Origin of the sequence: Paraburkholderia tropica (assembly GCF_014171495.1) — a bacterium.
GTDB lineage: Bacteria > Pseudomonadota > Gammaproteobacteria > Burkholderiales > Burkholderiaceae > Paraburkholderia > Paraburkholderia tropica.
In genome coordinates this window covers 1,813,648-1,838,923 of the sequence record NZ_CP049134.1, presented here as the reverse complement: position 1 = coordinate 1,838,923, position 25,276 = coordinate 1,813,648, and the positions used below count along the sequence as shown (strand labels likewise).

Sequence of the window (25,276 nt, the reverse complement as noted above, 5' to 3'; positions counted from 1 at the left end):
GACCGCATGAAAATTGAAGAACGACTCGAAAACTGGGCGCGCTCGCAGCGTAACGGCGGTGGCGGCGACGGCGGCGGCGACAGCCTCGTCGCGAGCATCTACTTTCCTACCGTGCGCGGCACTACGATCGATTCAACGGTAGATCTCGCTGATGCAACGATGGTCGAGACGGCGGTGCGTCGGTTGATGCCGCAGGATCGAAAGCTGTTGCAGATGCATTTCGTCTGGCGCATGCCGGAACCTGTGATCTGCCGCCGCCTCGGGCTGAAGGTGCGCCCGAAGGTCCGCCCGAGGGTGAGCCTGACAACGGTGTTCGACTTGGCGTTTGCCCACGCAAAGCGCGCCCTCGAAGAGATGCTGCGCGAGCTGAAGCATCCCACGCGTGAATTCGTTTCGATGCAGTCGATCATCGACAAACTCAAATCGAATCCTCTTGCGGAAACGGAATAGGTCGCATACACTCCGCTTCACAACTTGATTCCGGTGTTTCTTACCGAGTGATGCGGCCGTAGCCGGACCGCGTCACGCCCGGAGAAAACCGAACCTCAAAGCCTCGAAGCGAAAGCCTCGGGCTTTTTGCATTGGGCCGCGTCATGCCGAAGAAAGCACCAACGAAATGCCGGCATCACGGCTGCTGTCGATTGATTGATGAGCCGGGTTTCTGCGACGCGCATGCGAGCGAGGCGGCCGGCTGGAATCGCAATCCGAATCGCGGCTCGCGCCACGCACGTGGCTACGGTTCGAAGTGGGTCAAGCTGCGCGAAAAGATTCTCAAGCGGGACAACGGGCTGTGTCTGCCGTGTCTCGCGCTTGGTCGCGTCGCGGCGGCGCGCCACGTCGATCACATCGTGAGCAAGGCCGAAGGCGGAACCGACGACGAGTCGAACCTCCAGTCGATCTGCGTCGCTTGCCACAAGGCGAAGACGGCCGACGAAGGCGTGCGCGGGCGCGCGCGGCGCTGAGCAGGCGCGCGAGCACGAATTTTCGGCGATTTTTCAGGATTGCTCATTTTTGGGCAGGGGGCGTGTTTTTTCCGGGCAAAACAGCTTCGGGACCGAACGCCCAGCCAAATTTTTTCGTGGCGCATTTTTCAGAGAGGGGGGGGTTAAAAACACCGCCCGATAGAGCCGCTCAGACAAGGCGAGATGAAGTTTTTGTCGGCTCACGCACAGGAAACGCTCTATGGCTTCGAATGAATCGAATACGCCGGTCCCTGGTGGCGTTGCTGCGCGACCCGCCGCGGGCGGTGCCGGAAAGGTGATTGAGTCCCCGCCGCCGCCGCCGGGCGTGCACTTCGAGTCGTCGCACCGCAAGGTGTGGGACTACCTGTGCCTCGCGCTGCGCGAGGAGGGCGTGCCGCACAAGACGGCGGGCGTGATCCTCGCGATCGTGTGCGTCGACTTCGTGCGCTGGGTGAAGGCTGAGCTGCAGCTGCGCGACTTCGAGAAGATCAACAACGGATCGTTCATGACGACGACGCCGAACGGGCACGTCCAGCCGCATCAACTTTACTACGCGGCGAAGGGCCTGAAAGACGGATTGCTCAAATGTCTGCCGGAAGCCTGCCTGACACTGCCGTCGATGCTGATCGCGAAATCGAAGATGGAAGATCCGAATCCGCAGGACGATTTGTTCGATCAGATGCTGGAGCATGCACGCTCACACCCGAGCGTCTCGCATGCCTGACGCCGGCCGAGCTGCATGAGTGGGACGTAGGGTACGGCCTGCCCGTGTTGCGCGGCGAGGTCGTTGTTGGCGAGTTCGTGTTCCTCGCTGTGCTGCGGCACTACGAGGATCTCGTCGACGGCCCGGCGCGGGGCCTGCTGTTCAGCCCGGCGCACGCATGGCACTGCATCAACTGGATCGAATCGCAGTTTCTGCACATCAAGGGCGCGAAGGCTGGCACGCCGCTCGTGCTCGATCCGTGGCAGCGTTTCTGGACCGCGGTGCTGTTTGGCTGGCGTCGCGCCGCGACCATGCGCCGCCGGTTTCGCACCGGCTACGAAGAGGTCGCGCGCAAGAACGGCAAGTCGACCTGGAAGGCGGGCATTGCCGACTATCTGTTTTTGATGGACGGCGAGATCGGCCCGGAGGTGTACACGATCGCGACGACGCGCGAGCAGGCGATGAGCGTGTTCAAGCCGGCGCTCGACAATTACAAGCGGCGTGTGCGCCGATCGCGCAAGTTTGCGAAGTCGGTCAAGGTCTACGACGGCACGAATCAGGAGCGTATCGCGCTCGGCAGCGGCATCTTCAAGCCGCTGCCTGCGAACGCCGATTCGCTCGACGGCCTGAATCCGCACGTGTGTATCGTCGACGAGCTGCACGCGCATCCGACGCGCGAAGTGTGGGACGTGATGGAGTCGGCGCTTGGCGCGCGCCTGCAGCCGCTGATCTCGGCGATTACCACGGCTGGCTACATTCTCGACGGCATCTGTACCGAGATCCGCGCGTACCTCGCGCTGATCCTGAAGGGCAAGAAGGTCGACGACAGCTTCTTCGGCTACATCTACACGCTCGACCCGAAAGACGATCCGCTCAATCCGGACGTGTGGATCAAGGCGAACCCGAGCCTGGGCAGTGCCAAAACGAGCGAGTACATGGTTGCGCAGGCAGCGAAGGCCGCCGAGCTGCCGAGCGCGAAGGCGAACTTTCTGACGAAAGACCTGAATGTCTGGGTCAACTCGGCGTTGAGCTGGTTCGACATCGCCGTGTGGGATCGCGGCGGCGCGCCGTTTGTCGTGCGCCGACTCGCAGGCCGCAAGTGCTATGGCGGTCTGGATCTCGCGAGCACACAGGATTTGTGCGCTTTCGTGCTGGTGTTTCCGCCGCCGGACTTCGACGGTGACACAGTCGAAGCGCAGGACGAAGGCGGTGAGTGGTATGTCGTCGCTCGTATCTTCGCACCGCAGAGCAAGGTCGATGAGCAATCGAAGAGCGACGCGGCGCCGTACGCGAAGTGGGCAGCAGAAGAGTGGTTGACGGTGACCGAGGGCGCGGTGGCGGATTACGGCGCGGTGCGTGACGCCATCGTCGAGGCCTGCGATGTATTCGACGTGCAGGACATCGCGTTCGATCCGTGGAATGCGACGCACGTCGTGAGCGAGCTGCTCGAACGGGGCGTACCGATGGTGCAGCTGGCGCAGAACATGGCGGGTCTGTCGCCGGGCGCGAAGCTGCTCGAGCGGCTTGTCTACAGCGGCGCGCTGCGGCACGGCGGTAATCCGGTTTTGCGCTGGTGCGCGAGCAACGTGACGTTGCTGATCGACACCAACGAAAACATCCGGCCGAACAAGAAAACGTCGAACGGGCGCATTGATCCGATCGTCGCGACGTGCATGGCGCTCACCCGGGCGCTCACGCACGAGCCCGATCCCGAACCGGAAATCTACATCCTATGACGCACAACGCGAACACTGCGGGCCGCGCCGATCCGGGCGGCTCGCGCATCCTCAATGAGTGGAACGCCCAGCGCCAGGCGCAGCGCGTTAATGCGCAGGGCTCGGTCGGGCCGGTGCCCGTGAGCGAGATCACGCGCGGCAGCGAAGCGTATAGCTGGCTGACGGGCGTGTCCGGCCGTGGTCGGCCGATCAGCGAGCGCGGCGCGATGAGCGTTGCGACCGTGTATTCGTGCGTGTCGCTGATCGGTGGGGCAATCGCCGCGACGACGATCGAGGAATTCGAGTCGGTCGGGCTCGACACGCTGCCGGTGAAATCCGACTTCTGGTATCTGCTCAACGAGCAGATGCACCCGCGCTGGTCGGCGGCGGTCGGCTGGGAGTTTGGCATTCAGGCGCTGTTGCTGCATGGCGATATGTTCATGCGCATCCGGCGCGTGACGCCGTGGTCGTCAAAGATCGAAGCCTTCGAGCCGTATCACCCGCTGGCTGCGTTTCCCGACATCGTCGACGACCGTCTCGTCTACACGCTGTGGAACGAGACGACGGGGACGATCGAGGTTGTCGATCAGGACGACATGATCCACGTTCCGGGCCCGGGTTTTGACGGGCGGCGCGGCATGTCGCAGATCCGGCACGTGTTGCGGCAGCCGGTCGGCATGTCGGCGGCGGCTGGCGAACTGATCGAAGCACTGGTGAGCGACGGCCTGCGCCCCGATCTCGTGCTCAAAGCAGAGGGCAAGCTGGACGAAGCGAAGGTCTTGCTGCTGCGCAAGCAATGGATGGAGCGCTATTCGGGGCTAAGCAACAGCAATGCACCGATCGTCCTCGGCGGCGACATGGATGTGAAAGAGATCAGCATGTCCGTCGCTGATGCGCAGCTGATCGAAAGCCGCAAGCTGACTGATGACGACGTCTGCGGGATTTTCGGTGTGATGCCCTACATGATCGGCCGGCCGGAGAAGACCACGACGCTCGGCTCGAGCGTCGAGCAGTTCGGCATCAGCTTCGTGAAGTACACGCTGCAGCGACACATGGTGAAGATCGCGCAGGAACTCAACCGCAAGGTCGTGCGCAGCGGAAACCGCGGCGTGCGCCATGACGTGTCGTCGCTTGAACGGGGTGACACGAAATCGCTCTACGAAACGTTGCGCCTTGCGCGCGGTCGCGCTGGCGAGCCGGGAATCATGACGCTCAACGAGGTGCGCCGCCGCTTGCACCTGCCGACTGTGCCGGACGGCGACACTATTTTCCAGGGAACCAAAGATGCGCAAAAACCAGATCCTGCAGCTGCTCAATGACAACCGCGGGCGCGTGCAGGGCTTGCGCGTTCAGGCGTCGGCCGACGCCACCGAAGTCACGGTTTATGTGTACGACGTGATCGTTACCGACGACTGGTGGGGCGGCGTGTCCGCTGCCGCGTTCGTGCAGGCGCTTGCGTCGATCACTGCCGATGTAATCCATCTGCGCATTAATTCGCCGGGCGGCGATGTGTTCGCTGCGCGTGCGATGGAAACGGCAGTGCGCGGCCATTCGGCAAAGGTCATTGCACACGTCGACGGCGTGGCGGCCAGCGCCGCGAGCTTCCTGATGCTTGCGGCCGACGAGGTCGAGATTACCGACGGCGCCTTCGTGATGATTCACAAGGCCTGGTCGTTCGCGATGGGCAATGCGGACGAGCTCAAAGAAACCGCGAACCTGCTCGACGCCGTCGATGCATCGCTGGTTCGCACCTACGCGAAGGAGACGGGGCAGGATGAGGCCGACATTGCAGCGTGGATGGCCGCTGAGACGTGGTTTTCCTCGGCCGATGCCATTGAAAAGGGCTTTGCGCACCGGCTCGCCGGTAGTGATGCGGGTGCGAATGCCTCCGCGTGGAACCTCTCGGCATACAGCAACGCGCCGGCGCCGAAGCAGCCAGTCACGCCGCCGACAGCGCCAGCAGATTCGAGCGCTGCGCCGACGCCGCCGGCAGCGAGCGGCGACCCGATTTTTCGCGTTCCCGATCTGGCCGCGATGAAGCGCCGGCTCGACCTGTCGCACCGTCTCTGACGCTCTCCCGCGTCGAATCCCGAGGCCGCTTTCGAGCGGCCTTTTCTTTTTCTTAGTGGAGCATTTATGGCTATTGCACTTGGCATTCAGGCATTGCGGGAGCGTCGCGATGCGCTCGCAAAGAACCTCAACAACCTGCTCGAAAACCATCCGGGCGACAAGTGGGGTGCCGATCAGCAGAAGACCTACGACGACGGCATCAAGGAAATCGACGATGTGTCGAACGAGATCAAGCGTCACGAAGGCCTCATGGCGCGCCTCGCGGCTGACGCGCTGAACGGCAACCCCGATGGCCTGCGCAACGCGGTCACGAAGACGCCGGGCTCGCACAACGAAGGCGCGGCCTCGATGCGCGCGTATCTGGCCGGCGGCATTGCGGCAATGTCGCCGGAAGATCTCGCAACCATGCGCGCGCGTCAGACGCCGGACATCCGTAACGCGATGTCGACGACGACGGGCTCGGAAGGTGGCTATACGGTCGCGACCGAGTATTACCGTCAATTGACGGAGGCCATGAAGCAGTACGGCGGCATTCGCGATCTCGCGACGACGATCCGCACCGGCACCGGTGCGCAGATGAACTTCCCGACCGCGGATGCGACGTCCGAAGAAGGGGAGATCGTCGGTCAGAACCAGAAGGCCAGTGCAGCGGATACGGCGTTCGGCACTCTGTCGCTCGACGTCTACAAGTATTCGTCGAAGTCGATTGCGATTCCGTTCGAGTTGATCCAGGACAGCATGTTCGACATCGACGCGTATATCCAGGCGCTGCTCGCAATGCGCGTCGGGCGCATTACCTCGCGTCACTTCATGAACGGCACGGGCAACGGCCAGCCCAAGGGGCTGATGGTCGCTGCCGGGGTCGGCAAGACAGCAGCCTCCGAAACCGACGTCACGTACGACGACCTCGTCGACCTTGAGCACAGCGTCGATCCTGTTTACCGCGCGCGTCCGAACGCGGGCTGGGCGATGAACGACGATTCGTTGCGCGCACTGCGCAAGATCAAGGACGGGCAGGGGCGGCCGATCTTCGTGCCGGGCTATGAGCAGGGTAACCCGGGCGGCGCGCCCGATCGCCTGCTGAACCGTCCGCTGACGGTTGTGCAGGAAATGGACTCGGCTGCGGCGGGCAAGAAGCCGCTGGCATTCGGCGACTTCTCCAGCTACTTCATCCGCGAGGTGATGGACCTGACGATCTTCCGCATGGTCGATTCGGCGTTCACGCTTTACGGCCAGGTCGGCTTCGTCGCGTTCAACCGTCAGGGCGGCAACATGATCGACGTGGGCGGTGCGGTCAAGACGCTGGCGATGGCGGCCGCAGCTGGTTAAACGAAGCCATGGGTGGGCCGCTGTGAAGGTGGCTCGCCCAGTTTTTGAGGACTCCTATGTTGCGCGGCGAATTCTTTCCGGACGCGGTCGGCGCCGATACGCCCGAGGTTACTGCGGCGCCTGCTGCGGAGGCGCTCACGCTTGCGCAGGCGAAGTTGCATCTGCGCGTCGACGACGATACCGACGACGAGCTGATCGAAGCTGCGATCGTTTCTGCGCGCGAGGCGCTTGAGAAAGAGCTGGACCGGCCTCTGCTGCCGCAGACCTGTGTCGTGCGGCTCGATGAATTCCCGCGCGAGCGGATTCTGTTGTGGAGCGATGTCCTGGAGGTCGTGTCGATCAAGTACACCGACCTGACCGGGGCCGCCCAGCAGGTCGACGTCGCTGACATCCGTCTGCGGCGCCGGGCGTACATCGTGCCGCGCAATGGCTGGCCGAAGGGCGAGGGCGTCGAAGTGACGTTCAAGTGCGGCGCGTTTGATTCGCCCGACGCCGTGCCTGAATCGTGCTGCAGCTGGATGAAGCTGGTGATTGGCACGCTTTACGAGCAGCGCGAGTCCGAGACGGCCGAGCAGACGTACAGCCTGCCGGGCCGCTTCGTCGCCGGGCTGATCGACCGTTACAGGAATGAATCGCTATGAGCGCAAAGCCGGGACGCATGCGCGATCGAATCACGCTGCGCGTGCGCACGGACGCGCCGACGCTCGACATGGGCGTCGAGCCGGATTACTCGGCGCAGGTCGATCGCTGGGCGGAAGTGACGCCGGTCGGCGCGGTGGCCTACGCGGCATCGGTTCAGGCCGATGCGCGTGTCACGCATCGCATGCGCATGCGTCTGTTCGACGAGATCACGACGCAATACGAGGTCGTCTGGAACGGATGGGTCTATCGCGTCAGGCGTGCCAAACACGAACACGCGAAGCGCGAAACAACGCTTGAGGTGGAGGAGCAGCACCGTGGCGAATAAACCGGGCATCTACTGGCACCTCGATGGGTTCGACGGGTTCGACAAGCGGATCGACTTCGACAAGCGGAAGATTCGCGCGGCGATGCGCCGGGCCGGCGCGATCGTGCGCGGTCGCGCGCGTGCCGATCTCGCGAGCGGCACGTCAAGCGGCGCTGGCTATCCGGCGGTGCGCAAGGGCAACCTGCGCCGCAGCATTCGCGTGAAGGTCAGCCGCTCGGGCTTTCTCGTGCGCGTCGCACCGTACAAAACGCCGGCGATGGGCGCGCACTTCTATCCCGCGTATCTGCACTACGGTGTGCGCGCGAAAGCGAGCTCGCATCACAGCGCGCCCGGCGGATGGCGGATCGAGCCGCGCGAGAACTTCATGGCCGATGCACTGCAGGAATCTGCTGGTCAGGTCGAGGCGGTGCTGCGCGTCGCGTTCGCGAGTGCGCTGGACATCCGTTAGCCCGTCACTTTTCGGAAAACGCTTCGCGCGGCGCCCACAGGACGACCGCGTCGTCTTGCACATAGACGCGGATCTTGACGACTGTAAAGCCGGGCTTGAGCAGCGAGACCTTGAGGTTCGCCATTGAATCGGTCTGGAGGCAGGTCTTTCCGAGCATGTACTTCATGCCGTCGCGGTCCTTCTGGACGGCGGCTTGCACAAATTCGTCCAGCGATTCCTCGCTGGTGCAGGCGACATAGCCGGGGTTGAGGTGTGCCCCGGCAATGGCCGTTGCGGGCAGGCAGATAGAAGCGGCCACGCAGATGGCCGTCAGTGATTTGCGCATCGGTCTCTCTCTTATGCGTGTTGGATTTATGTGTGGTCGCTGGCTTTGAAAGCGACCGAAAGGAAGGTTACCAGAATGAAAGTCACCCCCGTAGTGCTGCAGCTTCGCACCTACGTTCCGTTCTTCGAGAAACGCGTGGCGGCGGCGATCGACTTCGACGCCGTGCGCGACGAAGCGCTGCTGCCTGTGCCGGCGGCGTATGTCGTGCCGACGCACGACGACGCGGGCGAGAACCAGACGCAGAACACCGTGCGGCAGGAAATCACCGATGAATTCGACGTCGTCGTTGCGATCGCAACCAGCGACGCGCGCGGGCAGTCCCGCATCGACCAGTTGCACGACGTGCGCGCGATGTTGTGGAAAGCGCTGGTCGGCTTCGAACCGGTCGAGGATTGGCTGCCGATCCAGTACGTCGGCGGTGGGCTGCTGATGATGAACCGTGAGCGGATCCTGTACCGCTTCACGTTCTCGACGACGTTCACGCTCGGCGGCGGCGACACGCCCGAGACGTGGCACGAGCAATACCTTGCGGGCCTGCCGGACCTCAAGGGCATCACGGTGAACGTCGACGTTATCGATCCGATCGTCGACGCGAACCTTCTGGAGCCCGGCCAGAAAACAGGTCCGGACGGGCGTATCGAATTCACCATCAGAGAGGATTTCAATGGCTAAGACGATGACCGTCAAGCCGGCCGCAGGACGGGTTGTGCCCGATCCCGACCGGGGCGACGAATTGCCGGTCGCCGGGCGCGCTGTGCCGCGCAACGCCTATTGGCGTCGGCGCGTCGCGGCGAACGACGTGATCGAGGTCAACGCCGCGAGCGTGGAAACGGCGCCTGCCGTTCCTGCTGGCGATGCGTCGGCTGTGGAAAACAGCGACGACAAGGGAGCACAGTAATGCCCGTCTCGTTCAGCAATATCCCGTCCTCGGACCTGCTCACTCCGCTTTTCTATGCGGAGATGGACAACTCCCAGGCCAATACGTCGACCGGTTCGGAAACGCGCCGTCTGCTGCTCGGGCAGGTCAACGACGACGCAACTGGCGACGTCGGCACGCTGCAACTGGTGACGAGCTTGAGCCAGGTGCAGGCTATCGCCGGTGTCGGCTCGATGCTTGCGGCGCAGTTCCAGTCGCTCCGCCGTACCGATCCGGCCGGCGAGGTGTGGGCGGTTCCCGTCAAGCTCGAGACGGGCAGCGCGGCCAAAGGCACCGTGACGATCGCAGGTACAGCGACGGCCGCCGGGGTTCTCAACCTGTATATCGCGGGCAAGCGCACGCAGGTCACCGTCGCGAGCGGCATGACGGCGAGCGAGATCGCGGCGGCCATTGTCACCGCGCTCGCCGCCTCGTCGACGATCCCGGTCACGGCTGCCGCGGCCGATGCAGTTGTCACGCTCACCACGCGCTGGAAAGGTGAAACCGGCAACGACATTACGGTCGCGATCAACAGCAAGGGCACCGCGGGCGGCGAGAGCACGCCGGCGGGCCTCACGGTGACGATCGCGGCGATGTCGGGCGGCACGGGGCAGGTCGATGTCGCGGATCTGCTCGCCGCAGTGGGCGACGAAGCGTTCGAGTTCACCAATTCGGGCTGGAGCGACGAGACCGCGCTCGACGATCTGAAGGAGTGGATGAACGACGTCTCGGGGCGCTGGGCTTGGTCGTCGGGGCTGTTCGGCCACGTGTATGCGGCGCGTCGCGGTGAGCTCGGTACGCACGTTGCCGAAGGCAAGCTGCGCAACGATCAGCACGTTACCGTGCACGGATTCGAGCCCGGTGTCGCGCAGCCTGCCTGGGAGGTCGGCGCTGCGTGGATGGGTATCACGGCCGTATTCATTTCGGCCGACCCGGCCCGGCCGACGCAGACGGGCGCACTGGTCGGCATCGATCCCGCGCCCGCCGGGTCGCGCTTCATCCTGACCGAGCGCAATTCGCTGCTCAAGTATGGCGTTGCAACTGCGGTGTACTCCGGCGGCTATTACCGCATCGAGCGCGCGGTGACGACGTACCAGCGCAACGCGCTCGGGCAGGCTGATGACTCGTATCGCGACAGCGAGACGATGCACCAGTCGGCCGCGATCATCCGCTATCTGCGCACGGCAGTGACGAGCAAGTATCCACGTCACAAGCTGGCCGACGATGGCACGTCGTTCGGGCCGGGCAACGCGATCCTCACGCCGAGCATGGCGCGCGCGGAGATGATCTCGGCCTACTACGCGATGGAGGAGCTCGGCTGGGTGGAGAACGCGGCCATGTTCGCGAAGTACCTCGTCGTCGAGCGCGATGCGAACGACCCGAACCGGCTCAACGTGCTGTTCCCGCCGGACTACGTGAACCAGCTGCGTGTGTTCGCGCTGCTCAATCAGTTCCGCCTGCAGTACGCAACCGAGGTGAGCTGAGCGGGCAACGCCCGAGCATTGAACCGAATGGCCCGCCGCGCGCGGGCCATTCCCGTTATGGAGGCCCGATATGGGTAAGAGAACCGCTGGCACCTGTTATTTCAAGGTCGCCGGAAAGCAGCTGGAAATCACGGGCGGCGTCGAAGCGCCGCTCAGTGACAAGGAGCGCGAGACGATCAAGCCGGGCTACTACTCCGAAAAGGACAAGACGCCCTATGTGAAGGTCGATGCGCTATTCACGCCGGATTTCCCGATCGACGACATCGTCAACGGCACGGACATGACGATCACCGTGGATTTCGCGAACGGCAAAACGTACGTGCTCAGCGGCGCGTACATCGTGGGTGATGCCTCGACGACCGGCGACGACGGCAAGACGTCGCTGACCTTCGAAGGCCGCAAGGGGAGCTGGCAATGAGCGACGTTACTTTCACACTTTCGCAGCCGATCGAGGCGCACGGTGACACGCTCAAGGCGTTGAAGCTGCGCAAGCCCACGCCGGCCGACGCCCGCGCGATCAAGGCGTTGCCGTATCAGATCGCTCAGGACGAATCGGTCCAGATCAACCCGGACGTCGCTGCGAAGTACATCGAGCGCCTGGCAGAGATCCCCGGCTCGTCGGTCGCTTCGATCGATATCGGTGACTTCAACACCCTTTGCTGGACGGTCGCCGGTTTTTTCATGAACTCGGGGTCCGCGAAGTCGAGCAGCTAGTCGGCCGGGCCTACGACGCCGCGTGGTTCTGGCGTCTGGATCCCGAAGTGGTGATGGCGCGGCCGATCGAGCGTTTGCTGGAGTCGCTCGGCCACGCCGACCGGATCATCGAGGAGAGCCGCGATGGCGGATAAGTTTCAGCTGAAGGCGCTAATCACCGGCGTCGACAAACTCTCGCCGGCCCTGACCGGGATTCGCAAGAACATCGCGAAATTCCGCAAGGGTCTGAAAGAGGATGGTCTGGGCGACATTGGTTTCAAGGACATCCTCGCGGGCGGCGCGATTGCCGCGCCGATGATCGCCGCAACGAAGGCGGCGATTGATTTCGAGTCGTCGATGGCGGACGTGCGCAAGGTGGTGAACTTCGACACGCCCAAGCAGTTTGCGCAGATGTCGACCGACATCCTGAACCTGTCGAAGCAACTGCCGATGGCGGCTGCCGACATCGCAAAAATCGCGGCGGCCGGTGGCCAGGCGGGTATCGATCGTAGCGAGCTGCCGCGCTTCGCGGAAGACGCGGTCAAGATGGGCGTCGCGTTCGACCAGACCGCCGAGGAAGCGGGGCAGATGATGGCCACGTGGCGCACGGCGTTCAAGATGGGCGAGGACGATGTCGTCTCGCTTGCGGACAAGATCAACTACCTCGGGAACACGGGGCCCGCGACGTCCGCGAAGATTTCGAGCGTCGTGACGCGCGTCGGACCGCTTGGCAAGGTCGCGGGTCTCGCGGCTGGTCAGATCGCCGCGCTTGGCGCGACGCTGATCGGCGTGGGCGTGCAGGAGGACATCGCGTCGACGGGCATCAAGAATTTCATGCTCACGCTCGCATCGGGCTCGGCGGCCACGAAGCAGCAGCAACAGATGTTCAAGGCGTTGCGGCTGAATTCGAAGTCGATCGCGGCCGGTCTGCAAAAAGATGCGCAGGGCACGATGGTGAAGGTGCTCACGGCGATCAGCAAGGTGAAGCCCGAAAAGCAGGCGTCCGTGCTGCAGGAGCTGTTCGGCCGCGAGTCGATCGAGGCGATTGCGCCGTTGCTTACGAACCTCGATCTGCTGCAGAAGAACCTGACCAAGGTTGGCGACAAGACGCAGTACGCCGGGTCGATGAACCAGGAATACGCGTCGCGCGCGGCGACGACCGCGAACAACATGCAGCTGCTCGAGAACCGCATCACCGCGGTGGGCATCAGCGTAGGCGCGGTGTTGTTGCCGCCGTTGAACCAGTTCCTCGGCTTCATCGCGCCGCTGATCGAGAACGTGCAGCAGCTGGCGCAGGCGCATCCGGGTTTGATCAAGGGCGTGCTGGGCGCGGCGCTGGCATTCGCGGCTGTGCGGCTCGCTGTGTGGGGCGTAACTGCCGCGTTCAAGGCGTTCATCGCGGTGTCGAACCTCACGCCGCTCGGCATCGCCGTGCGGGTGCTTGCGCTTACCGCCGGATTCCTGATGGCGAACTGGGAGACGGTCGGTCCGTTCTTTTCGAAGCTGTGGGACGGCATCGTCGGCGCGGCAAAAACCGGGTTCAAGTGGCTGGAGTTTGCGTTCCTCAACTTCTCGCCGCTGGGGCTGGTGATCAAGAACTGGGAACCGATCGTCGACTGGTTCAGCAAGCTGTGGGACCGCATCAAACCGTATGTGCAGCCGCTGATTGATGCGGCGCAGTGGTTCGGGCACGGCCTCGGTTTCGGTAGCGGCGCACCCGCTGCGCAGCCGCCAGTGCCTGCGCCGGGTGGCGCAGGTGTTTCTGACTGGACGACGTCGATCCCCGGGCAGCCCGGGGCGAGCGGCGCGCGCGATTGGGGCGCCTCGGTGCCGCAGCAGGCAGCGCAGCAGCGAGTCAATGGCGAACTGCGCGTGGTGTTCGACAATCCGCCGCCCGGTCTGCGGTTCGATCAGCCGGCAGGTAACAACGGCTTTTCGATCACGCCGCAGGTCGGGCGTCGTTCGCTGGGAGGTGGATAAATGGCGACGTGGCGTGACAGGCTGCAGCCGGCGTCGTTTCGCGGTGTGCCGTTCGATGTCGATGCTGATTCGATCGGCGTCGGGCGGCGCACGCAGACGCATGAGTATGTCAACCGCGACGAGCCGTACGTCGAGGATCTCGGTCGCGCCACGCGCGAACCGGGCCTCACGGGGTTTCTCGTTGGCGACGACTGCTTCGAGCAGGCCGACAAACTGATCGAGGCATTCGAGGCAGAAGGGCCGGGCGAGCTGGTGCACCCGTGGCTGGGCCGCATGAAGGTGAGCATCGTCGGCAAGGCGACGTTCAAGCGCGACCGGCGCGAGGGCGGCGTGATCCGGTTCGATGCGTCCTACGTCGAGGCGGGCGAGCTGAAGTTTCCGGCGGCGACGGTCAATACGTCGCAGCAGGTTGGCACGGCAGCGGATTCGCTCGCGACCGCGTCGAAAAGCAACTTCGCGACGCTGCTCGACAAGGTCAACACGGCGCGCGTCAGTGTTGCGGCGTATTCGCAGACCGCGTCGAAGTTGTACACCGCGGTGAGTAACCAGTTCGAACCGTTCGCGAGCCTCTTCACCGACGCGGCGGCCTTTGCGAGTCAGGTCGTCAACGCCCCGGCCTACGTGGTCGACGAGTTGTTCAGCACGCTCGATGCGATGACGTATTCGTTTTCTGGCACCGGCGCGGCGCTCTCGGCGATTACGAGTGTGTTTTCGAGCCTGCGCGATGCGGGCTCGGCGTCCACGGCGCAGGGCACGGACGCCGCCGGGCTTCAATCGGCAACCGTGCAGGTCGTGCAGGACGCTTTGCTTGTCAGCGCAATGCGCACCATTGCGGCGGTGACGGTGCCGGTTGTGAGCGATTCGTCGCAGTCGGGGCCAGTCGATCCAGTGTCGGTGCCCGCTGTTGGATCGCAGACCGGAACGAGCGATGTCGAGTATGACGAGGCGGGTGACGTGATCGTGCCGATTGACACGCCGGTAGTGGACGACGTGCTTGCGGCGCGTGACGACGCGAGCGAGACGATCTGGGACATGGGGCTCGACGCGTCCTATGAGCGTTTTCAGGCGCTCACGGTCGCGCGTCAGGCGATTGTGCGGCATCTAAACGAGATTGCGAGGAGCGGCGTGCGCATCGTGACGATTGAGCCGGTCGAGCCGACTGCGGCGCTGGTGCTCGCCTATCAGCGCTATGGCGACGCGACGCGCGCCGACGAGATCGTGACGCGCAACCGTGTTTCGAATCCCGGTTTCGTGCCCACTGGCGAAATCAAGGTTGCAGAGAGGTGAGGCATGGCTGACGCCAAGGAAGTGGTCACGCTGAGCGTCAACGGTGAAAACCACGGCGGCTGGAAGTCGGTGTCGATCGGTGCCGGGATCGAGCGCTGTTCGCGGGACTTCAATCTCGCATTGACGTGGAAGTGGCCGGGCTCGCCTTCGGCGCGGCGCGTGAGGCAGGGCGATCGCGCCGAGCTGCGGATCGGAAACGATCTGGTGATGACGGGTTGGGTATACGCCACGCCCGTGCGGCACGACAGTACCAACGTCGCGCTGACGATCTCAGGTCGCTCGCTGACTTCGGACCTCGTCGACTGTGGCGCGGACAACAAGCCGAGTCAGTGGCGTAACCAGACCGTTGCGCAGATTGTCCGGGCGTTGGTCGGCAGTTACGGGATTACGGTGCTCGACCAGACGGGCGAAAGCGCGACGCTCGCGGATCACACGATCCAGCCGGGCGAAACGATCTTCGAGTCGATTGACCGTCTGCTGACGTTATCGCATCTGTTTGCGACCGACGACGGGCGCGGCCGGCTGGTGATCGCGAATCCGGGCAGCGCGGGGCGCGCGGTGGACAGGCTCGTTGTTGGCGAGAACGTGTTAGGTGGCGATGCGCCGCTCGACTTCTCGGGCGTGTTCTCGGTCTATGAGTGCAAGGGGCAACACGTCGGCAGTGACGACATGTACGGCGCCTCCTCGAGCGAGATCTCGGCCACTGTCACCGATTCGCGGATTACGCGCAGGCGTGTGAAGGTGATCCAGGAGTCGGGGAACATCACGAAGGCGATGGCGCAGGGCCGCGTGCAGTGGGAGCGGGATAACCGGATCAGCAAGGCGCTTGCGACGACATACAACGTGCAGGGCTGGCGTCAGTCGAACGGGCGGCTGTGGATTCCGAACCAGACCGTGCGCATCGTCGATCCGATCATTGGTTTCGATCGCGACATGCTGATCGTCGAGACGACGTATACGAAGGGCGAGCAGGGGACAACGACGGCGTTGAAGGTGGCGCCGCCGGATGGCTATATGCCGGAGCCTGACGATCCGCACAAGCGCCGGAAAATCAAGAAAGCGAAGAAGGGCGACAACTTCGAATATCTGTTGCCCGCTGACTGGGAGTCGAATTGATGAGTCCGCACGAATTCCGGGCGCGCCTGATGGGCGTGCTCGTGCGCTGCACTGTGAAGCTCGTCAACGCGGGCACGAAAATGCAGACGCTGCAGACGGGGCTGTTTGCAGACGAAACGAAGGACGGACTGGAGCACTTCGAGCCGTACGGATTCACGTCGCGGCCGAAGGCTGGTGCGGAGGGTATTGCGGGTTTCTTTGGCGGTGACCGTTCGCACGGTGTGATGCTGGTCGTGGCCGACCGGCGTTACAGGCTGCAGACGCTGCAAGAGGGCGATGTCGCAATTTATACCGACGAAGGGGCGAAGATCGTGCTTACGCGCGGGCGCGTCGTGAGTGTCGAATGCGACGAGTACCGCGTCGTGACGAAGCACTACAACGTGACGGCCGACGCGTACGACGTGACGGCGCAGGCCGCATCGATCGATGCAGACACGGCATCGTCCACGTGTGCGATCAAGGCGCCGGATGCAGTGCTCGACGGCGTCAGCATGGTTTCGCACTATCACGATGAGCACGATGGGCCGCCGACCGGAGGGCCGAGGTCATGACGACGCTCACCGTAGACGAACGCGAAGCATTGATCCAGCGCGCCGTGACGATCAGCCTGCTGACGTGGCGCCGCGCAGAACCGTCCGACAAGCTCGACGACGACAGCCGCGAGGGATGGTGGGGCGACAGCTTCCCGCCGGTAGATAACGATCGCATCGGCTCGCGGCTGTGGCTGCTGCGCCGCCGTTCTCTGACGGCGCAAACGCTGCTCGATGCGCAGGCCTACGCGACCGAAGCGCTGCAATGGATTGTCGACGACAAGTGGGCGAACTCGGTGTCGGTCGTAGCAACGAAAACGGATCTGAATTCCATGCGCCTGGTGGCACGTTTCGACGAATCGTCGAGTTCGCCGCTCCGATTTACGTTTGACAATATCTGGCAGGTGATCAATGCCGTTTGATATTCCGACTTTACCAACGCTTATCCAGCGCGCTGTATCTGACCTCGCCGGGTCGGCGTCCGATGTGATGCGTCGTACCGATGCGCAGGTGCTGGCGCGCGTGCACTCGGGCGCAGCGCATATCGCATATGGCTATCAGCAGTGGACGTCGAAGCAGCTGCTGCCCGACGAGTGCGACGAGGACATGCTCATTCGTCAGGCCAATCTGCGACTGAACGGTGGGCGCAAGGCGGCGGTCTCGTCGACGGGCAATGTCGATGTGACAGGGCAAGCGAATGCGCCTGTGGATGCGGGCGAGTTGTTACAGACGACTGACCTGATCCAGTACGAAACAACGGCTGACATTGTGCTCGACGCTGCAGGCACTGGCACCGTGCCCGTGAAGGCTGTCGTAGCGGGCAAGGCCGGCGATCTCGACGCTGGCACTCCACTGTCGTTTGTCTCACCCGTCGACAACGTGGCCAGCGCCGCCACGGTTTCCGCAGGGGGAATTACCGGCGGCAGTGACATCGAGACGATCGACCAGCTGCGCGTGCGCGTGAAAGCGTCGTACAAACGCACGCCGATGGGTGGGAACGCGGACGATTACGTCGACTGGGCGGCCGAAGTTGCTGGCGTGACAAGGGCGTGGTCAAGGCGGCGTTATCTCGGGCCGGGTACGGTAGGCCTGTTCTTCGTTCGCGACGATGATGACGATCCGTTCCCGGGCGACGCGGAGATTGCAGCGGTAAAGACGTACGTCGAATCGAAGCGGCCGTTGGGTGCCGAGTTGTACGTGATGTCGCCAATCAACAGGGCTTTGCAGTTCAAGATCAAGTTGTCTCCGGACACGGCGGCGACTCGCGCAGCAACGATCGTCTCGCTCAAGAATCTCATCGCGAGCGAGGGCGACCTCGGCGTGACTGTGCTCAAAAGCCATATCGACGAAGCAATCAGCGAAACGGCGGGCGAGAACGATCACCTGCTGGTCGAGCCGGCCGCGGACGTCGTGCTCGCGGTGAACGAGTTACCGACGTTCGGAGGTGTTGAATGGCAGTGAGAACACAGGCCGATTACGTCGCGATGCTGCGCCAGTTGCTGCCGCCGGGGCCGGCGTGGGATCCGGACCTCGAGCCCGGGATTGACGCGGTTCTGCAGGGGTTGGCGGCTGAGTTCGCACGCATCGATTCGCGAACGAACGATCTGTTGAACGAGATGGACCCTGCGACCTTGCGCGAGATGCTGCCGGATTTCGAGGCGGCAATGGATCTGCCGGATGAGTGCCTTGGAACGGAGCAGACGTTCGACGCGCGCCGCAAGGCGGTGATCCGCAGATTGATCGGTACCGGTGGCCAGAACGCGGCGTTCTTCATCGCTGTGGCGGCCGAACTCGGCTATCCGAATGCGCGTGTGGTCGAGTATCGCGCACCGCGTTTCGGCCGCTCGCGTTTCGGTGCCGCGCAGTTCGGCACCTGGGGCGCGCAGTTTTTCTGGCAATTGATTCTCGGCGCGCGGCTCACTGGCGGCGCACGATTTGGCGTTTCACATTTCGGGGAGAGATTCGGAACGAATCCGAACAGCGGGATCGAGTGCGTCGTGCAGCGCTGGATGCCGGCGCAGACGGTCGTCGATTTCATCTACGAGTAGCTTTTCTTCGAATCAGCAGAGCAGGGCGGCCGCGAGCCGCCCTTTCTTTTTTGCGGGGAGTGTATGGATTATCCACAGGACGAAAGTGTTGGGCTCGTCAATGGCAAGTTCGTCGACGAGAACGAGACGACGGCACAGGTTGGCTCGCTGATTCCGGCGAGTTGGGCGAACAGCCTGACCGACGAATTGATCAACGTCATCGAGGCCGGCGGCCTGATTCCCGCTGAAGGCACATTGACGCAGCTGCTCACCGCGCTGCAGGCGCTGTTCGCCAAACTGACTGGCGACGTGGCGAACGTCTTCAGCGTAGCGCCTGCTACGAAGGCCGAGCACGCCATGCAGCTCCAGCAGGCGGTCGGTCGATTTCTCAATGTGCAGCCATTTGGGGCGAGTGGCACCTACAAGCCGACAGCCGGCACGACCAAAGTCATCGTCGAAGTTCAGGGCGGCGGTGGCGGCTCGGGTGGAGCGCCGGCAACAGGCGCAGGTGGCTTTAGCGGGTCGGCGGGTGGTTCGTCCGGTTCATATGCAAAGGTGCTTCTGACGGCGGCGCAGATCGGTGCAAGCCAAACCGTGACGATCGGCGCGGCGGGCGCCGCTGGCGCCTCCGGAGCGGGCTTCGGGGGCACCGGTGGCACGTCGTCGTTTGGTGCGCTGGTTTCGTGTCCGGGCGGTCCGGGTAGTTCGTCGTACGGCCCGACAGCTTCGACGGTCGCGATTTCGAATGCGCCGAGCAATGCTGTCGCGCCGACGATCAGCGCCGGAACGACGATCGACTCGAATCAGGGCAACCTCGGGACATATGCGATCGGCTCGACGGCGGGCGGTGTCGCGACAGCGCAGGGCGGCACATCGCCGATGGACGGATCGAGCACCGGGCCGGGCCACGGTGCACAAGGGACGGCGCTTGGTGCGAGCCAGGCGGCGATCGTCGGGAATGCCGCTGCGGGCGGCAAAGTCATCATCTGGGAGTACGCATGAGCTCTGTGGCGCGCTACGCGATCATCGATGCGAACGGGAACGTCATCAATGCGGTGTTGTGGGACGGGAGTGAGGACTGGCAGCCGCCGGATGGCACGCAGGCTGTGCAGTCGGACCAAGCCAGCGTTGGCTGGACCTATGCCGGGGGCGCATTCTCGCCGCCGGCGAGCGAAGACTGATCCGTCGTGAAGTGAATCTCGGCCGCCTCGCGCGGCTTTTTTTATGGGCCGCGCAGACCGGCCCTTTAACGGGGGCATACATGCAGGAACATGAGCGGACCTTTCTGGCGCTGGTGGTGACAGGCGCATTGATCGGGATTGCGAAATTGCTGGTGAGCAGCGAGGTGCTGACGTTCCGGCTGATTCTCGGGCGCGCGCTGCTCGGCTCGGCGACGTCGATGGTGGCGGGCGTGGTGCTGGTGCAGATCCCGGATCTGAGTCCTATCGCGCTGCTCGGGATCGGCAGCGCCCTGGGCATTGTCGGTTCGCAATACATCGAGCTGCTGCTGCGCCGCCGCGCACGCGCGCTGGTCGGTGGCATCAACGAAAAGGGGTAATCCATGCCGCGCATCTCTGCTGCGGACGCGGGCGGCGCGAACGTCGTCGCCTTTCTCCGCATGCTCACGCAAAGCGAAATCGAAGCCTGGGTGCTCGCGAACAGCGACGACGGATACAACGTGCTGGTTGGCTCGCACGGGCCGGGCAAGCGCAACGGCGTGCCGTACCCGGGGCAGGTGCTGAAGTTCGACACGTATGCGGCGCATCCGAACGTGCTGAACCGCGTACTCAACTCGAGCGCCGCGGGTGCGTATCAACTGCTCGCGCGCTACTACGAGCCGTATCGCAAGCTGCTCGGGCTGCGCGACTTCAGTCCGGAATCGCAGGACCGTATCGCAATCCAGCAGATTCGTGAAAAGCGTGCGCTGCCACTGATTCAGGCGGGCAATTTCGCCGGGGCAGTCGCGGCGTGCAACCGCACCTGGGCGAGCCTCACAGGCTCGCCCTATGGTCAACGCACGAATCCGATCGAGCTCTTGCAGGGCTATTACGTGGCGGCCGGCGGCGTTGTGCGCAGCTGATCGCCTACGCGTTTTTCTGAACGGCCGCCTCGTGCGGCCTTTTTTATTGGAGGTTCGATTGAGCATCAAGGAAAAAATCATTGTGGGCGCGCTGGCAGCGCTCTTCGTGCTCGCGCTGATGGCGTTGTGGGCGTACTTCGTGACGATCGGTCGCGCAGACAGTCAGGCATTCATCGCGCAGATCGGCGTGCTGATCACGGGCGCGGTAAGCCTGGTGACGATCTGGTGCGGTCATCAGGCGGCGAGCTCGCGCGCGGCGTCGACCGACGCCATGCAACTGCCCGCGCCTCCGTCGAACGCGGCGCGCGATGTAGCGCTGGCGTCCGAATCCGCTCGTGTCGCGACGGCGGCCTCCGCGGGCACGCTGCAATGAGGGCCGGCGCGCTGCTCGGCGCCCTCGCTCTCTCGGGCTGCACTTCGCTGCAATACGCAGGGGTTGCCCGATACGAAATCTCGCCGATTACAGACGCGTCTGGCGCAGCGACTGGCTGCTGCGTGCTGCGCGTCTGGAACGGGAAAGAGATGGCGGCAGTCGATGCGCAGTTTTCCCGCGCGGCTGACGGCAGCTACAGCATCAACCTGAAGGAAACAGACGTGAAGGCCTTCACAGGCCAGGCCACGGCCGCTTCGGCCGCATCCGACGCCGCTGCCGCTGCCGCTTCGGCAGTGGTGACGGCAATCAAAACCATCCAGTAAGGAACCCCGTATGAAACGCACTCTCATGCTGTTTGCGGCAGGCATTGCCGCGCTCGCAATCGCCGGCTGCGCGACGGTCTCCAGCGCCGACAAGCTCGCGAAACAGGTCTGTACGCCGGTGCAGCAGACCGTCACCAGCCTGCAATCGTTGCAGGGCTTCAACGATGCCACTGCTGAAAAGCTCGACAAGGCGTCGGACATCGTGAACACGACGTGCGACGCGGTGTCGGCAGTCGATGTGTCCAGCCTGGAAAAGTTCTCGTCGTCGGCGTTCCCGGCGCTGATCGACGTGGTGAATGCTACGTCGTGGAGCGACGAAAAGAAACAGCAGATCGACCTGACGCTGACCGCGGCGCAACTCGTGCTGAACAGCATCATCGGTTCATTGCCGACGCAGACCGAAACCACTGCGGCCGTCGCGGATACCGCTTCCGCAGCGTCCGACGCGGTGGCTGCGCAATGAAGCGCGTCCGGGTCGCATTCAGTGGCTCGGGCTTTCGCCTTGGCGCCCACCTCGGGGCGCTACAGGCGATTGTCGACGCCGGTTACGCCGTCGCTGAAGTGGCGGGCACGTCGGGCGGCTCGATCGTCGCTGCGCTGTATGCGAGCGGTATGCCACTCGCCGACATGCGCGAGTTGTGCATGACGATGGACTGGTCGCCAATGATGCGCTTCACGCCCTGGGCGCTGCTCACGCGCCGCGCGCTATGTGCGGGCGATACGCTGGAGAAGTTTCTGCTGCGAGCGACCGGGGGCCGAACGTTTGGCGAGCTCGACTTCGATCTGAAAATCATCGCGGCCGATCTTCTCACCGAACGCGAGTTCGTGTTCAGCCGGGACACGACGCCAGACGCGCAGATCGGCACCGCAGCGCGCGCGAGCGCATCGATTCCATTCGTATTCCCGCCTGTGGATAACTCGGGTGCGCTGCTCGTCGACGGCGGGACGTGCAACAACGTGCCGGTGAGTCATCTGACCGTCGACGACGTGCCGCGCATTGGCGTCTATCTCGTCTCTGACGATGCGCCGCTGCCGGCGGGCCGCAAGTATCGGCTGCCGACGATCGCCTCGCGTGTGATCGACCTGATGCTCGCGGCGAACGAAGCGACTCACGTGGACCTCGCGCAACAGGGCGGGGCGACGATCGTGCGGGTGCCGACCGGTTACGCGAGCAGCTTTGGCAGGAACATGGCGCGAGCGGTTCGGCAGCGGCTCTATGACGACGGTTACGCGACGACGTCCGTTGCCGCTGCGTTGCTCGATTCGCCGGCTCGCGTCATCGGCGCCTGCGCTATCGCTTGACCTTGCCGGACCCGCTCGATCCACCGTCAATCAGCTTTTCTTGACGGGGAGTCGGCGGGTCTGTCAGTAGCGGCTCGGCGTCGAGTTCGTTGTTGAAGCACTCCCAAACCGACGTCGCGATTACGCCGTGACCGTGTGGCGCGAGGAACGCGGGGATCTGGTTTGCGCGGGATACGGTCGCGCGCAGGCGGCGGATTTCCCAGAGCAGCTCGAGCACGACCGGCGTGGGAGCTGCTGGTCGTAGATCTCCGCGAGACGGGCAGCAGGTAAGGGGGCGCGATGACGCACGAAAGCGAATCCGGGGGGGGCACTGAACTAAACGTACAGTGTTTCGCTCGCGGCCGCCACGTATCAGCACGTTGAGCTTAAGGGCGAGTACCTAACCCGTCTGCACCGACAATCAGAAGCAGGGGAAGGCGGTGAAAGGGCCAACGCGGAACGGCCTCCGTTCCTGCAATTTCCCGGATTCTCGTCGTGAAGCGCTTCACGTCATCGTTACCTAAAACAGGCCGGATTCTTTCAAAATACTTAAGTGAGCGCGCACGGACAAACATTGGAAGGGTAGTTCTCGAGCCCAAGTAGACGGCAGAGAATGGCCACCAGCGTGGAGAATTTTCAACAAAAGTAAGGTACAGAACCAAGTCTGCTTGTGCCAGGGATGCGAAAGGAAGTGAAGTCAGCTTGGCGCGTTCGCGCAATAGATCGCCCTGCGTCTGCCGACCATTCAATTTAAGTCGTTCCGACCGGGCGCCTAACGACTCGATATGGTGGTTGAACGCTGTTGCGGGGACAAATGCGTCATCGCCATAGCGTCGTCCGACTTCGGAGTGGAATTCGCTGTTGATCAGCGTTGCGGCCTGCTCAAAGCGCTCTGCATCCAGAAAACACGCGACGCTATAAAGATATAGTTCCCAAATGATAAACTTGAAATTGTCAAAGTCCCAGCTGCTATAGCCACCGACTATTTCGAGAGGGTAGAAGTAGCGGAGAAGTTTTTCGAAGAAGCGTGAAATCTTCTCGACATTTTCTTCCGTTGGCATGTAGCGCGCAATGACTTGAAAAACGCTTACCAAATCATCACGGGTGGGCGTAAATGCTTCGATCGAGTCAATGACCTGTTGATCGAATTCTGCGCCTTGTGCTTTTACAATTCGAAACTGCTCCAAAGCGACAGCTACGCTGTTCAGATAATCTTCGAGCGCGATCGTCGCCGTCGGCTTTTGGTCTTGCAACTGGCTAATCGCGCGTTTCAGGTCAGATGTGTTACCGATGCGTTTCGCTGCCTTGTCGTCGAGGAAAGCTGGAGGCTTACCGAGCGGCGGTCGAACGTAAAGCGGTTTATCGAAAATCCATCTTACAAGGCGCTCATACTCTTCTTCGCTCCGGGATGCGCTGGTCAAGTCGATGTATATGCGGCCGCTGTAGTACGCCGGGATGTACGGCTCGTTGTTCTCATCTTTCTCAGCTATAACGGCGACGAACTTGTCTTGGGTGGACTTTTTGTATATTTCGCCGGTTATGAGACGCGTCTCGGCACCAACGCCGCGATCGCGTTCGTCAGCTCGGCGGACATATTCTTGGTCAAAAACGATGGCAACCTTCTTGACTTCGTCGTTGGTGACCACCTGCTCCATGAAGGCGTGCGCGTCGTGACCTTCCTTTAAGTCCCACTTGTCGAGTATGACGTGCACGCCGTCATGTTGCAGGCGTTCAGCGAGTTCTTCGACCCATTTTTCGTGGTCTGGGCTGGACCAGCAGTAGGATATAAACAGTTTTGGGGTAGGTTGCATGGAGTAGCGAACGGTATCAGATTAGCTATCGAAGTCGACTAACGTCAGCGTAATGCGGAGCGTAGGTTGAACCTGAAGATCCCGTTCAACAGGCCGAACATGCTGCCGCATCAATAGGAACGGGGAGAGGTGGTGAAGCTACGTTTTCAGCTGTCGCGGTGGCACTCGTTTTTTGAGCGCAGTGATTTTTGACTCATGAAGATAAACGGTCTCCACAATATGCTCAGCCATATCGACAAGTGTAATTACGTCGCTCAGCGCGGGTTTGAAGTCGCGGTGAATTGTTGCATGACCAGCATCTAAGATGGCTTCAATTCGTTCTTTTTGTTTTGTTGACACGAACCCTAGGTTTTCAAATTCTGCGAGGTTTTTGGCAAATGTGCCTTTATCTCCAGTCTTCGAAATCATGACTTTTTCAATAAGCGATCTAACACCCATCGCAGCCAAGCTTTTTAGATCATTATGAAGCGCGACGTAAATTTCCCCAAGCAGCTCGTACACGAACAAGTCTGTGGGTGACAGTTCCAACCAAAGCGCGTCCAACCATTTCGGCTTGGGTCGAAAGATGGACTGGGGGAAGTATGAAATCCTAACATCGTCTTCTGCTGAGACCCATGAGGTATGCCGGAGCGTTATGGTTTCGCACCCGAGGCACTTCAACATCTCGTATGTGTCGTCTCCATGGACGCCGTATTCGTCGTCCGACCACGACGCCTTTTCGCAATGAGCAATCCCATGATTCCTGTCACCGCCACAGGTATTGCAGTGGGCTTTCGTCTTGTCCATTTCTCGTTCTATTCTCGAATGTCGCCACGTTTGTCCCTGAAGGGCTCCAGTTCCTTAATCGCTCCCGTTC

Annotated in this window: 35 protein-coding genes; 31 read left to right on the top strand and 4 right to left on the bottom strand. The window is 62.6% G+C overall.

Going from position 1 to position 25,276, the window contains the following annotated elements; translation table 11 throughout:
* The first annotated feature begins 6 nt into the window (after window positions 1-6).
* The 10 genes from G5S35_RS08280 (at window position 7) to G5S35_RS08240 (ending at window position 8,194) form a co-directional block, all read left to right on the top strand.
* Window positions 7-450 carry a hypothetical protein gene (locus G5S35_RS08280; RefSeq protein ID WP_183038181.1) on the top strand — a complete coding sequence of 148 codons (444 nt, stop codon included), beginning with the start codon at window positions 7-9 and terminating at the stop codon, window positions 448-450.
* Between the two features lie 191 nt (window positions 451-641).
* Window positions 642-962: an HNH endonuclease gene (locus tag G5S35_RS08275; RefSeq protein WP_420874511.1), complete on the top strand. Its 321-nt coding sequence runs from the start codon at window positions 642-644 to the stop codon at window positions 960-962.
* 295 nt (window positions 963-1,257) lie between these two features.
* Window positions 1,258-1,686 carry a P27 family phage terminase small subunit gene (locus G5S35_RS39400; RefSeq protein WP_237181269.1) on the top strand — a complete coding sequence of 143 codons (429 nt, stop codon included), beginning with the start codon at window positions 1,258-1,260 and terminating at the stop codon, window positions 1,684-1,686.
* Between the two features lie 77 nt (window positions 1,687-1,763).
* Window positions 1,764-3,401, top strand: a complete 1,638-nt coding sequence (locus G5S35_RS08270) for a terminase large subunit (protein WP_237181268.1) — start codon at window positions 1,764-1,766, stop codon at window positions 3,399-3,401.
* Window positions 3,398-4,699, top strand: coding sequence for a phage portal protein (locus tag G5S35_RS08265; RefSeq protein WP_183038178.1), 1,302 nt, complete (start codon window positions 3,398-3,400; stop codon window positions 4,697-4,699). Before G5S35_RS08270 ends, G5S35_RS08265 begins: the two co-directional genes overlap by 4 nt.
* Window positions 4,665-5,450, top strand: a complete 786-nt coding sequence (locus G5S35_RS08260; protein WP_183038177.1) for a head maturation protease, ClpP-related — start codon at window positions 4,665-4,667, stop codon at window positions 5,448-5,450. The genes G5S35_RS08265 and G5S35_RS08260 overlap by 35 nt, the downstream gene beginning before the upstream one ends.
* 66 nt (window positions 5,451-5,516) lie before the next feature.
* Entirely contained in the window at window positions 5,517-6,779 is a 1,263-nt protein-coding gene (locus G5S35_RS08255) for a phage major capsid protein (RefSeq protein ID WP_237181267.1), read from the top strand.
* Between the two features lie 56 nt (window positions 6,780-6,835).
* The gene (locus G5S35_RS08250; protein WP_183038176.1) at window positions 6,836-7,420 is read left to right on the top strand and encodes a head-tail connector protein; all 585 of its coding nucleotides are present in this window, start codon (window positions 6,836-6,838) and stop codon (window positions 7,418-7,420) included.
* Window positions 7,417-7,746 carry a head-tail adaptor protein gene (locus G5S35_RS08245; RefSeq protein ID WP_183038175.1) on the top strand — a complete coding sequence of 110 codons (330 nt, stop codon included), beginning with the start codon at window positions 7,417-7,419 and terminating at the stop codon, window positions 7,744-7,746. The genes G5S35_RS08250 and G5S35_RS08245 overlap by 4 nt, the downstream gene beginning before the upstream one ends.
* Entirely contained in the window at window positions 7,736-8,194 is a 459-nt protein-coding gene (locus G5S35_RS08240) for a hypothetical protein (RefSeq protein ID WP_183038174.1), read from the top strand. Before G5S35_RS08245 ends, G5S35_RS08240 begins: the two co-directional genes overlap by 11 nt.
* Before the next feature lie 4 nt (window positions 8,195-8,198).
* Here the strand turns inward: G5S35_RS08240 and G5S35_RS08235 are convergent, their stop codons facing one another.
* The gene (locus tag G5S35_RS08235; protein WP_183038173.1) at window positions 8,199-8,519 is read right to left on the bottom strand and encodes a hypothetical protein; all 321 of its coding nucleotides are present in this window, start codon (window positions 8,517-8,519) and stop codon (window positions 8,199-8,201) included.
* A 30-nt stretch (window positions 8,520-8,549) separates the two neighbouring features.
* On the opposite strand from G5S35_RS08235, the gene G5S35_RS08230 reads away from it, so the two are divergent.
* The 21 genes from G5S35_RS08230 (at window position 8,550) to G5S35_RS08130 (ending at window position 22,630) form a co-directional block, all read left to right on the top strand.
* Window positions 8,550-9,191, top strand: coding sequence for a phage tail terminator protein (locus G5S35_RS08230; protein WP_202034978.1), 642 nt, complete (start codon window positions 8,550-8,552; stop codon window positions 9,189-9,191).
* 4 nt (window positions 9,192-9,195) lie between these two features.
* Window positions 9,196-9,417, top strand: coding sequence for a DUF2635 domain-containing protein (locus G5S35_RS08225; RefSeq protein ID WP_202034977.1), 222 nt, complete (start codon window positions 9,196-9,198; stop codon window positions 9,415-9,417).
* Window positions 9,417-10,919: a phage tail sheath C-terminal domain-containing protein gene (locus G5S35_RS08220; RefSeq protein WP_183038171.1), complete on the top strand. Its 1,503-nt coding sequence runs from the start codon at window positions 9,417-9,419 to the stop codon at window positions 10,917-10,919. The genes G5S35_RS08225 and G5S35_RS08220 overlap by 1 nt, the downstream gene beginning before the upstream one ends.
* 70 nt (window positions 10,920-10,989) lie before the next feature.
* Window positions 10,990-11,337 (top strand): phage tail tube protein, encoded by a 348-nt coding sequence (locus tag G5S35_RS08215; RefSeq protein ID WP_183038170.1) that lies wholly within the window; start codon window positions 10,990-10,992, stop codon window positions 11,335-11,337.
* Window positions 11,334-11,633 (top strand): phage tail assembly protein, encoded by a 300-nt coding sequence (locus G5S35_RS08210; RefSeq protein WP_183038169.1) that lies wholly within the window; start codon window positions 11,334-11,336, stop codon window positions 11,631-11,633. Before G5S35_RS08215 ends, G5S35_RS08210 begins: the two co-directional genes overlap by 4 nt.
* Window positions 11,576-11,767, top strand: a complete 192-nt coding sequence (locus G5S35_RS08205) for a hypothetical protein (protein WP_183038856.1) — start codon at window positions 11,576-11,578, stop codon at window positions 11,765-11,767. The genes G5S35_RS08210 and G5S35_RS08205 overlap by 58 nt, the downstream gene beginning before the upstream one ends.
* Entirely contained in the window at window positions 11,757-13,592 is a 1,836-nt protein-coding gene (locus G5S35_RS08200) for a phage tail tape measure protein (RefSeq protein WP_183038168.1), read from the top strand. Before G5S35_RS08205 ends, G5S35_RS08200 begins: the two co-directional genes overlap by 11 nt.
* Window positions 13,593-14,879: a DNA circularization protein gene (locus tag G5S35_RS08195; protein ID WP_183038167.1), complete on the top strand. Its 1,287-nt coding sequence runs from the start codon at window positions 13,593-13,595 to the stop codon at window positions 14,877-14,879.
* Between the two features lie 3 nt (window positions 14,880-14,882).
* Window positions 14,883-15,995, top strand: coding sequence for a phage baseplate assembly protein (locus G5S35_RS08190; RefSeq protein ID WP_183038166.1), 1,113 nt, complete (start codon window positions 14,883-14,885; stop codon window positions 15,993-15,995).
* Window positions 15,996-16,024: 29 nt separating this feature from the next.
* Window positions 16,025-16,546 carry a phage baseplate assembly protein V gene (locus tag G5S35_RS08185; RefSeq protein ID WP_183038165.1) on the top strand — a complete coding sequence of 174 codons (522 nt, stop codon included), beginning with the start codon at window positions 16,025-16,027 and terminating at the stop codon, window positions 16,544-16,546.
* Window positions 16,543-16,947: a phage GP46 family protein gene (locus G5S35_RS08180; protein ID WP_183038164.1), complete on the top strand. Its 405-nt coding sequence runs from the start codon at window positions 16,543-16,545 to the stop codon at window positions 16,945-16,947. Before G5S35_RS08185 ends, G5S35_RS08180 begins: the two co-directional genes overlap by 4 nt.
* Window positions 16,937-17,986: a baseplate J/gp47 family protein gene (locus G5S35_RS08175; RefSeq protein ID WP_183038163.1), complete on the top strand. Its 1,050-nt coding sequence runs from the start codon at window positions 16,937-16,939 to the stop codon at window positions 17,984-17,986. Before G5S35_RS08180 ends, G5S35_RS08175 begins: the two co-directional genes overlap by 11 nt.
* Window positions 17,977-18,573 carry a YmfQ family protein gene (locus G5S35_RS08170; RefSeq protein WP_183038162.1) on the top strand — a complete coding sequence of 199 codons (597 nt, stop codon included), beginning with the start codon at window positions 17,977-17,979 and terminating at the stop codon, window positions 18,571-18,573. Before G5S35_RS08175 ends, G5S35_RS08170 begins: the two co-directional genes overlap by 10 nt.
* Window positions 18,574-18,636: 63 nt before the next feature.
* Complete coding sequence (locus G5S35_RS08165) at window positions 18,637-19,554, top strand: hypothetical protein (RefSeq protein WP_183038161.1); 918 nt, start codon at window positions 18,637-18,639, stop codon at window positions 19,552-19,554.
* Entirely contained in the window at window positions 19,551-19,733 is a 183-nt protein-coding gene (locus tag G5S35_RS08160) for a hypothetical protein (protein ID WP_183038160.1), read from the top strand. Before G5S35_RS08165 ends, G5S35_RS08160 begins: the two co-directional genes overlap by 4 nt.
* An 80-nt stretch (window positions 19,734-19,813) precedes the next feature.
* Entirely contained in the window at window positions 19,814-20,110 is a 297-nt protein-coding gene (locus tag G5S35_RS08155) for a phage holin family protein (RefSeq protein ID WP_183038824.1), read from the top strand.
* Window positions 20,111-20,113: 3 nt separating this feature from the next.
* On the top strand, window positions 20,114-20,632 hold the full coding sequence (locus G5S35_RS08150) for a glycoside hydrolase family 24 protein (protein ID WP_183038159.1): 519 nt from the start codon (window positions 20,114-20,116) through the stop codon (window positions 20,630-20,632).
* 58 nt (window positions 20,633-20,690) lie between these two features.
* Entirely contained in the window at window positions 20,691-21,005 is a 315-nt protein-coding gene (locus tag G5S35_RS08145) for a hypothetical protein (protein WP_183038158.1), read from the top strand.
* A 122-nt stretch (window positions 21,006-21,127) separates the two neighbouring features.
* Entirely contained in the window at window positions 21,128-21,328 is a 201-nt protein-coding gene (locus G5S35_RS08140) for a hypothetical protein (RefSeq protein ID WP_183038157.1), read from the top strand.
* A 10-nt stretch (window positions 21,329-21,338) separates the two neighbouring features.
* On the top strand, window positions 21,339-21,791 hold the full coding sequence (locus G5S35_RS08135; protein WP_183038156.1) for a hypothetical protein: 453 nt from the start codon (window positions 21,339-21,341) through the stop codon (window positions 21,789-21,791).
* Window positions 21,788-22,630 (top strand): patatin-like phospholipase family protein, encoded by an 843-nt coding sequence (locus G5S35_RS08130; RefSeq protein ID WP_183038155.1) that lies wholly within the window; start codon window positions 21,788-21,790, stop codon window positions 22,628-22,630. The genes G5S35_RS08135 and G5S35_RS08130 overlap by 4 nt, the downstream gene beginning before the upstream one ends.
* Here G5S35_RS08130 and G5S35_RS08125 read toward each other — a convergent pair.
* The 3 genes from G5S35_RS08125 to G5S35_RS08115 form a co-directional block, all read right to left on the bottom strand.
* Window positions 22,620-22,847 (bottom strand): hypothetical protein, encoded by a 228-nt coding sequence (locus G5S35_RS08125; protein WP_183038154.1) that lies wholly within the window; start codon window positions 22,845-22,847, stop codon window positions 22,620-22,622. The two genes, G5S35_RS08130 and G5S35_RS08125, sit on opposite strands and share 11 nt — an antisense overlap.
* Before the next feature lie 148 nt (window positions 22,848-22,995).
* The gene (locus G5S35_RS08120; protein WP_183038153.1) at window positions 22,996-24,420 is read right to left on the bottom strand and encodes a toll/interleukin-1 receptor domain-containing protein; all 1,425 of its coding nucleotides are present in this window, start codon (window positions 24,418-24,420) and stop codon (window positions 22,996-22,998) included.
* A gap of 138 nt (window positions 24,421-24,558) precedes the next feature.
* On the bottom strand, window positions 24,559-25,206 hold the full coding sequence (locus tag G5S35_RS08115; RefSeq protein WP_183038152.1) for a DUF4145 domain-containing protein: 648 nt from the start codon (window positions 25,204-25,206) through the stop codon (window positions 24,559-24,561).
* Window positions 25,207-25,276: the final 70 nt, after the last annotated feature.